Here is a 14845-nt window from a genome sequence, read left to right on the forward strand (position 1 = left end):
GCTCCTTCCGCGTCCCGCACAGTATCTCGCCGCCGTGCCCGCGCGCGCAGCCGGGTTGACACGCGGCCATCAGCGCGATGCGCTCCCGGGCTCCTCGCGCAGCGCGGGAAACGCGGGCACGCCCGCCTCCACGTCGCGGCCCGCGGCGATCAGGGCGGCTTCGCCGAACATCGGGCCGAACACCTGCACGCCCGTGGGCATGCCGTCGGTTCCGAGCCCGGCCGGCAGGGCCAGCGCCGGCAGACCGAGGAAGTTGGCGACGACCGTGAGCCACAGACGACGCCAGGCCTCGTCGGCGGCGGCCGCGCTGCCGAGGTCGTAATCCGGCTCGCCCATGCTCCTGGTCGACACCGGTCCGAGGATGATCGGGATCTCTCGCTGCAGGCGGCGCCAGTCCGCCGCCATCACCGCCCTGCGGGCCCACGCCTGCGCGTACTCGCGTGCGGAGGTGTACGGCTCAGCCGCGGCCGTGCTGTCACGCAGGAACGCGGTGGCCGATGCGCCCAGCGGACGGCCGAGGGCGGCGGGGTCCAGCGAGATCAGCATGTCGGTGCACGCCAATCGGCGCCACAGCACCGCCGCCTCTTCCAGGTGCGGCGGGTCCAGGTCCACGAGTTCCCATCCCGCGGCCGTGAGGGACACCGCCGCCCGGTCGATTCCTGCCGTCACCTGGTCGTCCAGCCGCGCTCCGGCGGGACGACGCACGACACCGACCCGTCGCGGCAGGTCTTGCGCGTCGATCGCCGGGGTGTCGAGAGAGACAGGGTCGTCGGCATCCGCTCCTCTCATCACCTCGAGCGCGAGAGCGACATCGTCGACCCGGCGTCCCAGCGGACCGTTGACGGAGAACTCCTGGAGCGTCAGCGCCACCGGCTGCCCTCGGACGGCGGCCCGAGGAACGACGCCCTGAGACGGCCGCAGGCCGACGGTGCCGGTCGCGAACGCCGGAAGACGCAGGGAGCCGCCGAAGTCGTTGCCGAGGCCGATCGCGCTCATCCCCGCTGCGACCGAGACGGCATCGCCGCCGCTCGAGCCTCCGGCGCTGCGCCCCGGGTCCCACGGGTTGAACGTGCGCCCGAACAGGTCGTTGTCGGTGTCCCAGCGCATACCGAAGTCGGGCATGTTGCCCCGGCCGATCGGGATGGCGCCCGCTTCGCGCAGGCGGCGGACGATCGTGGCATCGCGGGCGGGAACCGCGTCCGCGGAGCCCTGCCACCCGTTCGTCGTCGCCGACCAGGTCAGGTCGATATTCTCCTTCACCGAGATCGGGACCCCCGCCAGCCGCCCCGGATCGATCCCGGCGGCGACCTTCGCATCGATCTGCGCAGCGGCCTCACGCGCCCGGTCGTCGAACACGACGGTGAGCGCGCCGAGCGCGGGGTTGCGACGCGCGATGACGGTCAGATGGCGGTCGACGACCTCTCGCGCGCTCACGGCGCCGGTCCGCACAGCCGCGGCGATCTCGGCGGCGGAGTCGCTCGGCGGGAGGGAGGCAGTCATCTTCCCCATCCCATCACGAGTCGGCGTGTAGCACGCCTGTTGCCGGAGGGCAATCCCCGCGCGCGTCGCCGGTGACGTCGATACCGTCGAGGGTGTCCCGGGGAACTCCTCCGGCGTGCAGACTCGAGAACGGAGAGACCGTGGCGACGACGACCGCGAAGAAGAGCACCTCGAAGAGCAGCGCAGCCTCCGGCGGCACGACCCGCAACCGGCGCCGCACCGCTCGCGGCGGCGCGGGGTCCGAGCTCACTCCGGAGCAGAATGCCGAGAAGGGCTTCACGGCGTCCGAGACCCTCAGCGACAACCTGCAGAAGGTACTCGTCGACCTCATCGAGCTGTCGCTGCAGGGCAAGCAGGCCCACTGGAACGTCGTCGGTCGCAACTTCCGTGACACGCATCTGCAGCTCGACGAGATCATCGAGTCGGCGCGCGAGTTCGCCGACACGGTCGCCGAGCGCATGCGCTCCCTGCACGCACTGCCCGACGGACGCAGCGACGAGGTCGCCCAGACGACGACGCTGCCCGAGTTCCCCCAGGGTGAGATCGCGACCACCGAGGTGATCGACCTCATGACCGAGCGACTGGATGCTGTCGCCACGACCTGCCGCGACGTGCACGACGCCGTCGACGAAGAAGACCCCACGAGCGCCGACATCCTCCACGCCATTCTGGAGCGGGTGGAGCAGCTCTCGTGGATGGTGAGCGCGGAGAACCGCACCCCGCAGCGGTGATCCCAGGCGCCCTGACGCTGCCCGCCTTCCCCTGACGGCGGGCAGCGCCGTTCGAGGGGGCAGGTGGGGTTCGGGTTTCGTGTGAAACGCACTACGGCGGCCATGATGCCCGCCACTAGGCTCGGGCGCATGGCATCAGGCAAGCAGCGTCCCGAACCCGAACTGCACGGCGGCGTCCTCTCAGGCGACGGCAGCCCCGGGCTCTGGGGTGCACTCATCGGGCTCGTCGTCTTCGTCTTCCTCGCGGTGCCGATCTCGATCGCGGTGCGCTTCGCGACACACCCCTCGACCCAGCAGCTCTTCGGCGGGCGCCTCGAAGAGGCGAGCACCGGTGCCTATGTGGCGTTCTGGTGGGTCGTGGCGATCGGGCTCTTCGCGATCCCGTTCCTCATCGGCTGGGCAGTCGCCAAACGCTCCGGCCGCACGCTCGCCATCATCATCGGCGTCGTCGCGGTCTTCTTCATCGCGATCCTCATCCTGGGGCAGCTGTTCTGACGATCCTCCGCGCGGGCGCGCGGGATCGCCACCGCGCTCACCTGGGGGTTCGCTCCGGCACACGCACCCGATCGGCGCGTGAGTAGAGGTTCATCGAGCCGCCTCGGACGAAGCCCGCGAGGGTGAGGCCGGATGCCGTCGCGAGCTCCACGGCGAGGGATGACGGCGCCGAGACGGCGGAGAGGATCGGGATGCCGGCCATCACGGCCTTCTGGATGAGTTCGAAGCTCGCACGCCCCGACACCTGCAGGATCGTGCCGCTGAGCGGCAGCCGATCCTCCAGCACCGCCCAGCCCACGACTTTGTCGACCGCGTTGTGGCGTCCGACATCCTCACGCAGCACGAGAAGCTCGCCGGTCGCGGCGTCGAAGAGCCCGGCCGCGTGCAGGCCACCGGTCTTGTCGAACACCGTCTGACCGGCGCGGAGCGCCTGAGGAAGACCCACGATCAGCGACGCGTCGACGCCGACGGGATCGATCCCGACGTCGTAGCGCGACTGCTTCTGGATCGCCTCGATGGAGGCCGTGCCGCAGACACCGCACGAGCTGGTCGTGTAGAAGTTGCGGGCGATGTCGGTGATGGGGGCGGCCACTCCGGGTGCCAGGGCCACGTCCAGCACGTTGTAGGTGTTCTCGCCGGCCGTCGAAGTGCCGGGCGCGGAGCCGATCGACAAGAGCGACGGCGCGCTGGGGGTCCCGGCCGTGCCCGGGCCGCCGCAGTGGATCGCCGAGCGCACGTCACCACCGGCGGAGATGACACCCTCCGACACGAGGAATCCCGCGGCGAGCTCGAGATCGTGGCCTGGCGTGCGCATGGTGACCGTGAGAGGCTCACCGCCGATGCGGATCTCGAGAGGCTCCTCGACCACGAGCGTGTCGGCGCGGCGCCGCACCGCCGTGTCGTCATCGCCGAGGGCGATGCGGGTGACCGGCGTACGCGTCGTGATGCGGCCCATGTCAGCCGCCGATCGCATTCATGCCGCGCGCCGGCTGCAGGAAGGACGGATCGTTGATGGCGTGACCGGGCAGCTTGCCGTGGACGCAGGATCGCAGCATCCCGTCGATGCTCGCATCGAGGACCTCGGCGCCCGGGGAATGAGGCTGTCCGGCTCCGCGCAGGATGGGCAGCAGGTCGTACTCCGTCGTGGAGAACAGGCAGTTGCGCAGCTGCCCGTCGGCGGTCAGACGCAGGCGGTCGCAGTCGCCGCAGAAGGGCGCGGTGACCGACGCGATGACGCCGACCGTGTCGGGGCCGCCGTCGATCGTCCAGCGCGCCGCGGGGGCGCCGCCGCGGCCGGGTAGCGGCGCCAGATCCCAGCGGGCGCTCAGTGCGGCGAGGATCTCGTCCTGCGTCACCATGCGCGAGCGATCCCACGTGTGCCCGGCGTCCAGCGGCATCTGCTCGATGAAGCGCATCTGGGCGCCGTGGTCGATGGCGAACGCCACGAGGTCGACCAGTTCGTCGTCGTTGACGTCGCGCATCGCGACGGCGTTGAGCTTGAGAGGACGAAGACCCGATTCCGCGGCCGCCGTGATCCCCGCGAGCACATCGTCCAGCCGATCGCGGCGCGTGAGCGCGTGGAACCGGTCGCGGCGCAGCGTGTCGAGCGAGATGTTCAGGCGGTGCAGGCCCGCATCGATCAACGCGGGAAGGAGTTCGGGCAGGCGGATGCCGTTGGTCGTCATCGCGACCTCGACCGGCGTCCCGTCCGGTCCCGAGATGCGTGCCAGCCGGCGCACGACCTCGACGATGTCCGTGCGCAGCAGCGGCTCGCCGCCGGTGAGCCGGAATGTCGTGATGCCGTCGGCGGCGGCGATGCGCGCCACGCGCTCGATCTCGTCCAGCGTCAGGATGCTCGTCTTGGCGAGCCACTCGTTGCCCTGCTCAGGCATGCAGTACGTGCAGCGCAGCGAGCATCGGTCGGTCAGCGAGATGCGCAGATCCCGGTGCACGCGACCGTGCGTGTCGATGAGCGGGTCGCCGATCGTCGCAGGCGCCGGGTGGGTGCGCCCGGCGGAGCCGGCACCGGACATCGCGGATGCCGCGGGCTGCGGCATCCGTCGCCCGATCGTCACCGGGATGGCGGTCACCCGCTCGATCCCCGTCGCTGCGCCCTCGTGGCCATGGTTCGAGGGTAGTCGCGTCGGGTGCGGACGGGCCGCGCCGTGTCTCGATTGATCACACGGCGAGATGGTCCCGTGTGGTCTGACCACATGGTACTGTGTGGTCAGACCATATCGGCTCGCCCGTCGTGATCGGAGATCGCATCGTGGATCTGCTGGACCCCCTGCTGCTGGCCCGCTGGCAATTCGGCCTCACGACGCTGTACCACTTCCTCTTCGTGCCCCTCACCCTCGGCATGGCGCTCACGGTGGCGATCTTCCAGACGGCGTGGTTCCGCACCGGCAACCTCAAGTGGCTGCACCTCACCCGGTTCTTCGGGAAGATCTTCCTGATCAACTTCGCGATGGGTGTGGTCACCGGCATCGTCCAGGAGTTCCAGTTCGGCATGAACTGGTCGGCCTACTCCCGGTTCGTCGGCGACGTGTTCGGGGCGCCCCTCGCCTTCGAAGGACTGATGGCCTTCTTCTTCGAGGCGACGTTCATCGGCCTGTGGATCTTCGGCTGGGACAAGCTCCCGCGTGCGCTGCACCTGGCGAGCATCTGGATCGCGACGATCGGCGCCTGGTTCTCGGCGTACTTCATCCTCGCGGCCAACGCGTTCATGCAGAACCCGGTGGGCTTCCGCATGGCCGAAGACGGCTCGCGCGCCGAGATGACGGATTTCTTCGCGGTGCTGACGAACCCGGTGGCCCTCGCCGCGCTTCCTCACACGCTGTTCGCCGCCTTCATGATGACGGCCGGGGTCATCGTCTCGATCTCGGCCTGGCATCTGCTGCGCCGGCAGAACGTCGACATGATGAGGTCTTCGCTGAAGTTCGGGCTGTGGGGCCTCATCGCAGCATTCGCCGGCGTGGCGGTCTCGGGCGACCAGCTCAGTCTCGTGATGGTGGCGACGCAGCCCATGAAGATGGCCGCCGCGGAGGCGATGTTCGACAGCGCGTGCGGAGCGGATGCCTCGTTCTCGGTCTTCACGCTCGGTACCCCCGACGGATCCAGCGAGCTGTTCTCGATCCGGATCCCGTTCCTGCTGGCTCTGCTGTCGACGCACTCGCTCGACGGCTGCGTCGAGGGCATCAACGATCTGAACACCGAGTACACGACGCAGCTGTTCCCGCAGTTCGCCGACCAGGTGGACGGCAACTTCGCCCCCATCCTGTGGGTCACCTACTGGGCGTTCCGCTGGATGATCGGGCTCGGGGGCATCGCGGCGCTGGTCGCGGTCGCCGGGCTGTGGCTCACGCGCAAGAAGGCCACGCGCGAGGTGCCGGCGTGGGCCTGGCGGCTCGCCGTCTGGGCGTGGCCGGCGTCGCTGCTGGCGATCCTCGTGGGATGGGTGTTCACCGAGATGGGCCGCCAGCCGTGGATCGTGTTCAGTCTCATGCTGACCGAGGACGGTGTCTCACCCTCCGTGCCCGGCTGGACGGTGCTCGTCTCGCTCCTCGCGTTCACGGCCATCTACGGCGCGCTGGCGGTCGTGGAGTTCGGACTCATCGTCAAGACCGCGAAGAACGGACCCGACCCGCTGCCGGAGCCGGACGATCCGGATCCGCGGGACCTCGCGGTCGAAGACACCCCCACGACGGTCTATTAGGAATCAGGAGAGCATCATGGATCTCGCGTACCTCTGGTTCTGGATCGTCGGCTTCCTCTTCGTCGGCTACTTCGTGCTCGACGGGTTCGACTTCGGAGTGGGAATGTCGCTGCCCTTCCTCGGTCGGAACGACGTGAGCCGCCGGCAGGTGATCAACACCATCGGCCCGGTGTGGGACCTCAACGAGACCTGGGTCATCGTCGCCGGCGCCTGCCTCTTCGCCGCGTTCCCGGAGTGGTACGCGACGCTCTTCAGCGGCTTCTACCTCGCCCTGCTGCTGATCCTGCTCGCCCTCATCCTCCGCGGCGTGTCGTTCGAGTACCGCCACCAGCGGGATTCGCTCAGCTGGAAGCGCCGGTTCGACACGATGATCGTCGTGGGCTCCGCCGTGCCCGCGTTCCTATGGGGCGTCGCGGTGGCGAACATCGTGCAGGGCGTGCCGCTGGACGCCGATCACGAGTTCACGGGGTCGCTTCTCACGCTGCTGAACCCGTACGGCCTTCTCGGCGGACTCACGACGCTGCTGCTGTTCTTCACCCACGGCGTGTACTTCGTGGCGTTGAAGACGGACGGCCAGGTCGCCGCCGACGCGCGCCGCCTCGCAGGCCGTGCGGGGCTCCTCACGATCGTGGTGGCCGCGGGCTTCCTCGTGTGGACGGTCGGCATGGCGTTCAGCGAGGGCCGGGACTTCGCACTCGCGACGGCGGTGCTCTCGACGGTGGCGGCGGTGCTCCTCGTCGGGTCGTGGATCGCCAACGCGCGAGGCCGCGAGGGCTGGGCGTTCGGGTTCGGCGCCGGCACCATCGTCGCGGCGGTGCTTGCCGTCTGGTTCGCGCTCTTCCCGTACGTGATGCCCTCCACGACGGATGCGGCCGGTTCGCTCACGATCGAGAATGCGTCGAGCACCGATTACACGCTCGGGATCATGTCGTGGGCGGCGCTGATCTTCCTGCCTCTCGTGCTGGCGTATCAGGGGTGGACCTATTGGGTCTTCCGCAAGCGCGTCACGCGCTCGCGGATCGAAGCGGCCGCCGCGGCGCCCGGCCACTGAACCGACGCATCGGGACGGCGCACTGAGGCGGAGTGATGGACGAGACGCAGGACGCAGGACCCCGACGTCTGCCGGGCAGGCCGGTGGACCCTCGGTTGCTGCGGTACGCGCACGCCTCGCGCTGGTTCTTCGTCGCGATCGGCGTCATCGCGGCGGCGCAGACCGGGGTCATCGTCGCATTCGCCTGGCTGCTCTCCCGCGCGGTCACCGGCGCGATCGACGGGATGCCGCCGGCCGAGCTGCCCCTCACGGGTCTCGCGTTCGTGGTCGTACTGCGGGCGCTGCTGCTCTGGGCCCGTGAGGCTGTCGCCGCGCGCGCGGCCGTACGTGTGCAGGGTCAATTGCGCGCAGCGCTGATCGAGGCGGTCGGCGGGCTCGGACCCGCCTGGCTCGAGGAGCGCCATTCCGCCGCGCTCGCCGTCACGGCAGGTCGCGGACTGGAGGCCCTCGAAGCGTATTTCGGGCGCTACCTGCCCCAGCTGGTGCAGACGGTCGTGGCCACGCCGGTCATCATCGCGGTGATGTGGTGGGAGGACTGGGTTTCGGGCCTCACCGTGCTCTTGACGCTTCCTCTCATCCCGGTCTTCATGGTGCTCATCGGGCTCGCGACCCGCAGCGTGCAGGACCGGCAATGGCGCACGCTGCAGCGGCTCGCCTCCCGGTTCGCCGATACCGTCCAAGGACTCTCGACGCTGAAGGTGTTCGGCCGGCAGCACCGGGCCGCGGCATCCATCGAGGCGGTCACCGACCAGTACCGGCGCGAGACGATGCGTGTGTTGCGCGTGTCGTTCCTGTCGGGGTTCGCGCTGGAGTTCCTGGCATCCATCTCGGTCGCGATCGTCGCCGTCTCGATCGGCTTCCGGCTGATCGACGGCGCGCTGGCGCTGGGGGTCGGGCTGTTCGTGCTGCTGCTCGCGCCCGAGGCGTATCTTCCGCTCCGGCAGGTCGGCGTTCAGTTCCACGCCGCCGCGGAAGGGGTCGCCGCCACCAACGACGTGTTCGACGTGCTCGACGCCGCTCGCACGCGCCCGGGCGGCGCAGCGGCGTCGGCGGCCGCGCTCGGCTCGGAAGGATCGCGCGGTGCGCTGATGCTCGACGGCGTGCGCGTGCACCGCGGTGACCGGACTCTGGCACCGGTCGCGCTGACGGCCCGCCCGGGCAGCGTCACGCTCGTGGAAGGGCCGAGCGGATCCGGCAAGTCGAGCCTGTTCGCCGCCCTGCGCGGTGCGGCTTCGTTCGACGGCGACGCGACATGGGACGGCAGGGATGTGCGCACTCTCCGGCCGTCGGAGTGGCTGGCCTGGGCGGGGCAGCGACCGGGGCTGGTCACCGGCACGATCGCCGCCAACGTGACGCTCGGCGACCCCGTGCCCGATGCCGCCGCGGTCAGCCGTGCCCTCGACCTGGCCTGCGCGAGCACCCTGGACCCTGAGCAGGAGCTCGGGGTGCAAGGCGCGGGCCTGTCGGGCGGACAGGCGCAACGGGTCGCCGTGGCGCGCGCGTTCTACCGGTACCGGCGCGGGCGCGCCGGCGTGGTCGCGCTCGACGAGCCGAGTTCTGCGCTCGACCCCGAGACGGAGGCGCGACTGTGGCGCGGCATCCGTGCGCTCGCCGATGACGGCGCGACAGTGCTGCTGATCTCGCACCGGGTCTCGGCCCGCACGATCGCCGACGCGGTGGTGCGCCTGGAACCCGCCGAGGTGACTGCATGAGCCTCCCCCACGTCCGCGAGACTTCACTGGAGCGCCGAGACAGCGGTGAGAGCCCGCAGTCTCGGCGCTCGAGTGAAGTCTCGCGGGGGATGGCGGGGATGGCGGGGATGGCGGGGGCCGCGGGGGTGCGGGCGGTGCTGCGCGGGGCGATGCCGCCGGCGCGGCGGTTCTGGTGGGCGTGGGCCGCCGGCTTCGCGTCGGAGGCATCTGCCGTCGCCCTCCTGGCGGTGAGCGCGTGGCTCATCGTGCGCGCGAGCGAGCAGCCCCCGGTGCTGTACCTCTCGTTCGCGGTCGTCGGGGTGCGCTTCTTCGCCATCTCGCGGGCGGTCTTCCGCTACGTGGAACGCCTCACCGGACATGATGCGGCGCTGCGGCAGCTGGCCGCCACACGCGCCGACCTCGTGCGACGGCTCGTGCCGCTGGCTCCCGATGGGCTAGGCCGCACCCGCCGCGGCTCGGTGCTCGGCGCCCTCGTCGACGACGTCGACGAGCTGCAGAACCTGCCCCTGCGCGTCGTGCAGCCCCTCGTGTCGTCAGCGCTCGTAGCTCTCGGCGCCGTCGTCCTGGTGGCGTTCGTGTGGTGGCCCGCCGCGCTCACGCTGCTCGGGTGCCTGCTCGTCGCGGCTGCCGTAGCAGTCGTGTGGGGATGGATGTCGGGGGCACGGGCCGAACGCGACATCGCGCCGCTGCGCGCGCGGCTCGCGGATGCCGTCCTCGATCACCTGGGCAGCCTCGACGTGCTCATCGCCTTCGGCGCCGAGGCCGACAGCCGTGCGCGCATCGCCCACGCCGATGCCGCGCTGCGGCGAGCGGTGGTGCGGCGCGCGGGAGCGCAGGCCGGCACCACGGCTCTCGTCTCGGTCCTCGCCGGCATCGCCTCGATCACGGCGGTGCTCGTCGCGTCGCCCGGGCTCAGCTCGGGATCGCTGGCCGGACCGGAACTGGCGGTCGTCGTGCTCGTGCCGATGGCGGTCTTCGAGGTCTTCGGGGCCGTTCCTCTCGCGGCATCGGCGTGGCGTCAGGTCCGCGCCTCCGCGACCCGGATCTCTGACGCGCTTCCGGCGTCGGTGCCGACGGAGATCGCTTCCGAGGCGATCGTCCCCACGGGAGAGGCCCCGGCATTGGGCGACGGCATCCGTCTGCGGGCTGCCAGCGTCCGCTGGCCCGGCGCCGCCACCGTGTCCTTGTCCGGCCTCGATCTGACCGTGCGACCCGGCGAGCGCCTGCTCGTCATGGGGTCCAGCGGCGCCGGCAAGAGCACACTCGCCCATGCGCTCGTGCGGTTCCTCGAGACCGACGGCGACTACGACATCGGGGGACGCTCGGTGCACGGCCTCGCGCCCGACGACGTCCGGCTCACCGTCGGGCTGTGCGAGCAGCATCCGATGCTCTTCGACGAGGACATCCGGCAGAACCTGCTCTTCGCGCGCGAAACGGCGACGGATGCCGAGCTCGAAGCGACACTGGAGCGCGTGGGCCTGGGCTCCTGGCTGCGCGAGCGCGGCGGTTTGGATGCTCGAGTCGGCGAGCGGGGTGCCCTCGTGTCGGGCGGCCAGGCGCAGCGCATCGCCCTCGCCCGCGCCCTGCTGCGCGGCTTCCCGGTGCTGGTCCTGGACGAGCCGACGGCGGGCGTCGACCCCGAGGCATCCGATCGACTCCTCACCGACCTGCTGCGCGCCGTGCGCGACGACCAGGCGGTCGTGCTGATCTCGCATGTCACCGTGCCGGACGGCCTCATCGACCGCGTCGTGCATCTGGAACAGGGACGCCTCGCCGTGTGACGCGCGGTCAGCCTGCCGCACCACTTGACACGTTTCGACCCGGTCGACACGTTCCGCGCGCACGAAACACCCCGTCTCGGTCGCAACATGTCGACTCGATACGTTGCGGCCCGGTCGACACGTTCCGCGCGCACGAAACACCCCGTCTCGGTCGCAACATGTCGACTCGCGGTCTGGGCGGGGGGTGCACCGCGCGCACCAGTCGACACGTTCCGAGCGGCCTCACCTGCGTCGCATTCGCGGGCCGCCTCACTCGACACGTTCCGGACCGGTCGACGCGTTCCACGGGCGCGAAACACCCCGTCTCGGTCACGACATGTCGACTCGCGGCTCGTGTGACGACGACACACCCGTGGCGCCGACGACCAGTGCGCGAGGCACCGGCGTATGGACGGGATGCCGCTCAGAGGCGTTTCGCGAAGACCTGCGTGCCTTCGGGCGACGGCAGCGGCGTGAACCCGACGCGCGGGTAGAAGGCGATGGCGCCGGTGTTCTCGGCGGACGCCACGAGGTGCAGCCCCGGCACCCCCGCCGCCCGGAGGGCGTCCTCGAGCGCGGCGATCAGCCGGCGCCCGAGCCCCTGGCCCTGCGCCTCGGGAAGGAGGTCGATGTGCAGGTGCGCCGGGTAGTCGTCGCCGAACGGCTGCGTCCCGCCGCGGCGGGCGTAGGCGTAGCGGACGATGCCGTCCTGCCGCGACGCGCTGACCGGAAGAGGGTCGCCCTCGGGGCGCGGCCAGCGGGACTGATGCCGAGGCCACCACTCGGTCGCGAACCACTCCTCGAACGCGGCGGAGTCGGGCGCCGCCACGATGTAGCCGACCACGCGCCCGTCGTCGGTCTCGACGACGAACGCGAACTCGGGGTGCCGGGCGACGTACGGCAGCACGAAGATCTCGGCCCACAGGTCGTCGTCGTCGAGGAGACCGGTGGCGTCGGCTCCGGCATCCGCGGTGCGTAGGCAGATGTCGGCCAGGTCGGGCTCGTCACCGGTGCGGAACGGACGGATGTGGCTCACGCGGCGAGTCTATGAGACGCCGCCGACGGCCGCGGCGGTGGCAGGCTGTGGGACGAAGCGCACGTCGGCCGGGGAGACGCGCAGGGTGACCGTCGTCCCCGGCGCGAGGCCGGTCGCCTTCTCCGCGGCGACGTCGACGGCGACGTCGGGCGCTGCGGTGCGCACGCGCACGCCGGCGGGCGTCTGCTCCAGGCGCTCCACGCGGGTCTCCCATTCCCCCACCGCCCGGGCCGGGCCGGGCACGATCCGCACATCACCCGGGCGGAACACGGCCGCCGAAGGGGACGGATGCCGGTGCCCGGGCGGGAGAGGCAGCGCCAGTGCGCCGGCGCGCCACACCGCTCCGGTCGCCTCCCCCACCACGCGATTGAGACCCGCCACCGCCGCCGCGAACCGGGTGGCCGGAGACGCCAGCACATCCCGCACCGGTCCGGTCTGCGTGACCGTGCCGGCCTCGAGCACGACGAGGCCCTGCGCGAGCGCTACGGCGTCCACCGCGTCGTGGGTGGCGACGACGGCGGTGGTGCGTGTGACCCGCAGCTGTTCGTGCAGCAGCGCCCGCACGTCGGCGGCAGTCTCGGTGTCGAGGGACGTGAGGGGCTCGTCCAGCAGGAGCGCCGCCGGCGTGGTCGCCAGCGCGCGGGCCAGCGCCACGCGCTGCTGCTGCCCGCCGGACAGCTGCGCCGGCCGGCGGCGGGCCACGCCGTGCAGGCCCACTCGGCCGAGCCACTGGTCCGCACCCGCCAGGGCCGCCGCCTTGCCGACGCCGTGAACGCGCAGACCGAAGGCGACGTTCTCACGCGCGGTGAGGTGGGGGAACAGCCGCGGGTCTTGACCCAGCAGCACGACGCCCCGGGATGCCGGAGGCACGCGGCGGGTGGGCGACGCGTCGAGGAACCGGCCGTGCAGCCGGACGTGACCTTCGTCGAAGGCCCCGAGGCCTGCCAGCACACCGAGGAGCGTGGACTTGCCCGCCCCGCTCGGTCCCATGAGGGCCACGACCTCACCGGCCGGCACCCGCAGTGCAGCGTCCAGCGCGAACCCCGCCCGCCGCACGACCACGCGCGCGTGCAGTCCGCCCGCGATCCCGGCACTCCGCACCGGCTCGCCGCGCGCTGCCCCGTCATCCCGCGCCGCCTCGCCGCCTGCGCGCCGCCTGCCGCCGGTGCGCCCGCCGGCCCAGGTGCGGGCCTCGTCCCCTCCGGTCATCGTGGCGCCTCGGCACGCCACGCGCGCACCAGCAGCAGGACGCCGACCGCCGTCACCAGCAGCAGCAGGGAGAGCGCGACGGCGGTCCCCTGTGAGACGCCCGCTCCGTTGAAGGCCGTATAGATCGCGAGCGGCATCGTCTGCGTGACGCCCGGGGCGTTCCCGGCGAACAGCGCCGTCGCGCCGAACTCGCCGATCGCCCGGGCGAAGCACAGCACGATGCCCGCGACCAGGCCCGGCGCCGCCAGGGGCAGGGTGACACGACGGAGGATCGTCCACCGGCCGGCGCCCAGGCCTGCCGCCGCCTGCTCGAAGCCGACCCCGGTCGCCCGCAGCGAGCCCTCGAGCGCCAGCACGAGGAAGGGCAGCGCGACGAAGGCCTGCGCGAGCACCACCGCGGTGGTGGTGAACGGGATCCGGATGCCCCACTCGCCCAGCACCCCGCCCAGCCAGCTGGTCCGACCCAAGAGGAACAGCATGGCCACCCCGCCGACCATGGGCGGCAGCACGAGCGGCACCGTCACCAGCGCCCGCAGCACCGCGGCGACCCGTACCGTGCTGCGCGCGATGAGGAGCGCGAGCGGGACGCCCAGCAGCACGCACACCGCCGTCGCGACCGCGCCCGTCCCCAACGAGAGGCCGAGCGCCGACACGGCCTGCGGGGAGCTGACGTCCGCCCAGAGCGTCGACCAGTCCACCCGCAGCACGAGGGCGCCCAAGGGCAGCAGCAGCAGAGCCAGCCCGACGGCGGCCGGAACCGCCAGGACGCGTGGGACGAACCCGGCGCGGTCCCGGCGTGACGATACCCGCGGCCCGTCGGAGACGACGCTCGTCATGGCGCCCCGAACCCGAGCCCGGCGAGCACGCGGCGGCCCTCGTCGCTGCGCACGAAGGCGACGAATGCATCCGCTGCCTGGGGGTTCGCCGCGTCCGTGAGCGTGGCGACGGGATACCTGTTCACGACGTCATCCGCGCCCGGCACGTCGAGGGCATCGACCGCGTCGCTGGTGGCGACATCCGTCACGTAGACGAGACCGGCATCGGCTTCACCGGCGGCGACCTTGGCGAGCACCGCCGTGACGTTCTGCTCGTAGCTGTCGACCCTCGGCTCCACCCCTGCGCGCGAGAGCAGCGCCGCCGATGCGGCACCGCACGGCACCTCGGGGGCGCAGAGCACCACGGTCCGGCTCGGGTCGGCCAGGTCGCTGAGGCCCTGCACCCCGCCGGGATCGCCGGCGGGGACCACGAGCACGAGCGTGTTGGTCGCGAACAGCATTGGATCGCCCGCGAGACCCGCGTCGACCACCTTCTGCATGTTCTTCTCGTCGGCCGACGCGAACACGTCGGCCGGGGCCCCCTCGATGATCTGGGTGGCGAGGGTCGATGACCCGTCGTAGGTGATCGGCTGCACGTCGACGGACGGATGCTGCTCCTCGAACCGGGTCGCCAGCTCGTCGAAGGCAGTGGCGAGCGAGGCCGCGGCATAGACGGTGAGGTCGCCCGCAACCGCTTCGCCCGACGTGAGGGGCGCCGTCGTCGTCGCGGCAGGGTCACCGTCGCCGCCGGCGCATCCCGCTGACACGAGAACGAGGGCGCCGGCGCCGAGGATGACGCCGAAGAAGCGGGAGGCACGCAT

13 protein-coding genes are annotated in these 14845 nt (G+C 71.6%); 6 read left to right on the plus strand and 7 right to left on the minus strand.

Features of this window, described 5'->3' with window-relative positions:
- Positions 1-69 precede the first annotated feature (69 nt).
- Positions 70-1500, minus strand: coding sequence for an amidase (locus tag C9992_RS06000; RefSeq protein ID WP_235008060.1), 1431 nt, complete (start codon positions 1498-1500; stop codon positions 70-72).
- A gap of 140 nt (positions 1501-1640) precedes the next feature.
- Between C9992_RS06000 and C9992_RS06005 the strand changes: the two genes are divergently transcribed.
- Both C9992_RS06005 and C9992_RS06010 read left to right on the plus strand, forming a co-directional pair.
- Positions 1641-2231 (plus strand): Dps family protein, encoded by a 591-nt coding sequence (locus tag C9992_RS06005; RefSeq protein WP_106814710.1) that lies wholly within the window; start codon positions 1641-1643, stop codon positions 2229-2231.
- A gap of 129 nt (positions 2232-2360) precedes the next feature.
- Positions 2361-2726: a hypothetical protein gene (locus C9992_RS06010; RefSeq protein ID WP_106814711.1), complete on the plus strand. Its 366-nt coding sequence runs from the start codon at positions 2361-2363 to the stop codon at positions 2724-2726.
- 37 nt (positions 2727-2763) lie between these two features.
- Here the strand turns inward: C9992_RS06010 and fdhD are convergent, their stop codons facing one another.
- Both fdhD and moaA read right to left on the minus strand, forming a co-directional pair.
- Positions 2764-3681 carry a formate dehydrogenase accessory sulfurtransferase FdhD gene (gene fdhD / locus C9992_RS06015; RefSeq protein ID WP_106815278.1) on the minus strand — a complete coding sequence of 306 codons (918 nt, stop codon included), beginning with the start codon at positions 3679-3681 and terminating at the stop codon, positions 2764-2766.
- Position 3682: 1 nt separating this feature from the next.
- The gene (moaA, locus tag C9992_RS06020) at positions 3683-4759 is read right to left on the minus strand and encodes a GTP 3',8-cyclase MoaA (protein ID WP_106815279.1); all 1077 of its coding nucleotides are present in this window, start codon (positions 4757-4759) and stop codon (positions 3683-3685) included.
- A gap of 236 nt (positions 4760-4995) precedes the next feature.
- On the opposite strand from moaA, the gene C9992_RS06025 reads away from it, so the two are divergent.
- From C9992_RS06025 to cydC, 4 genes are all read left to right on the plus strand, one after another.
- Positions 4996-6441, plus strand: coding sequence for a cytochrome ubiquinol oxidase subunit I (locus C9992_RS06025; RefSeq protein ID WP_106815280.1), 1446 nt, complete (start codon positions 4996-4998; stop codon positions 6439-6441).
- Positions 6442-6457: 16 nt separating this feature from the next.
- Entirely contained in the window at positions 6458-7492 is a 1035-nt protein-coding gene (gene cydB, locus C9992_RS06030; protein ID WP_106814712.1) for a cytochrome d ubiquinol oxidase subunit II, read from the plus strand.
- A gap of 35 nt (positions 7493-7527) precedes the next feature.
- Positions 7528-9204, plus strand: a complete 1677-nt coding sequence (gene cydD, locus C9992_RS06035) for a thiol reductant ABC exporter subunit CydD (RefSeq protein ID WP_106814713.1) — start codon at positions 7528-7530, stop codon at positions 9202-9204.
- A 107-nt stretch (positions 9205-9311) separates the two neighbouring features.
- The gene (cydC, locus tag C9992_RS06040; RefSeq protein WP_106814714.1) at positions 9312-10985 is read left to right on the plus strand and encodes a thiol reductant ABC exporter subunit CydC; all 1674 of its coding nucleotides are present in this window, start codon (positions 9312-9314) and stop codon (positions 10983-10985) included.
- A 403-nt stretch (positions 10986-11388) separates the two neighbouring features.
- Here cydC and C9992_RS06045 read toward each other — a convergent pair whose 3' ends face one another.
- Genes C9992_RS06045 through modA form a run of 4 tightly spaced genes read right to left on the minus strand, consistent with a single transcriptional unit; the run spans position 11389 to position 14845 of the window.
- A complete protein-coding gene (locus C9992_RS06045) occupies positions 11389-12000 on the minus strand; it encodes a GNAT family N-acetyltransferase (RefSeq protein WP_106814715.1) in 612 nt (203 codons plus the stop codon).
- Between the two features lie 9 nt (positions 12001-12009).
- Complete coding sequence (locus C9992_RS06050) at positions 12010-13209, minus strand: sulfate/molybdate ABC transporter ATP-binding protein (RefSeq protein WP_106814716.1); 1200 nt, start codon at positions 13207-13209, stop codon at positions 12010-12012.
- Positions 13206-14045, minus strand: a complete 840-nt coding sequence (modB, locus tag C9992_RS06055) for a molybdate ABC transporter permease subunit (protein ID WP_106814717.1) — start codon at positions 14043-14045, stop codon at positions 13206-13208. Before modB ends, C9992_RS06050 begins: the two co-directional genes overlap by 4 nt.
- Positions 14042-14845, minus strand: a complete 804-nt coding sequence (gene modA / locus C9992_RS06060) for a molybdate ABC transporter substrate-binding protein (RefSeq protein ID WP_106814718.1) — start codon at positions 14843-14845, stop codon at positions 14042-14044. The genes modB and modA overlap by 4 nt, the downstream gene beginning before the upstream one ends.

The organism is Microbacterium timonense (assembly GCF_900292075.1).
GTDB lineage: Bacteria > Actinomycetota > Actinomycetes > Actinomycetales > Microbacteriaceae > Microbacterium > Microbacterium timonense.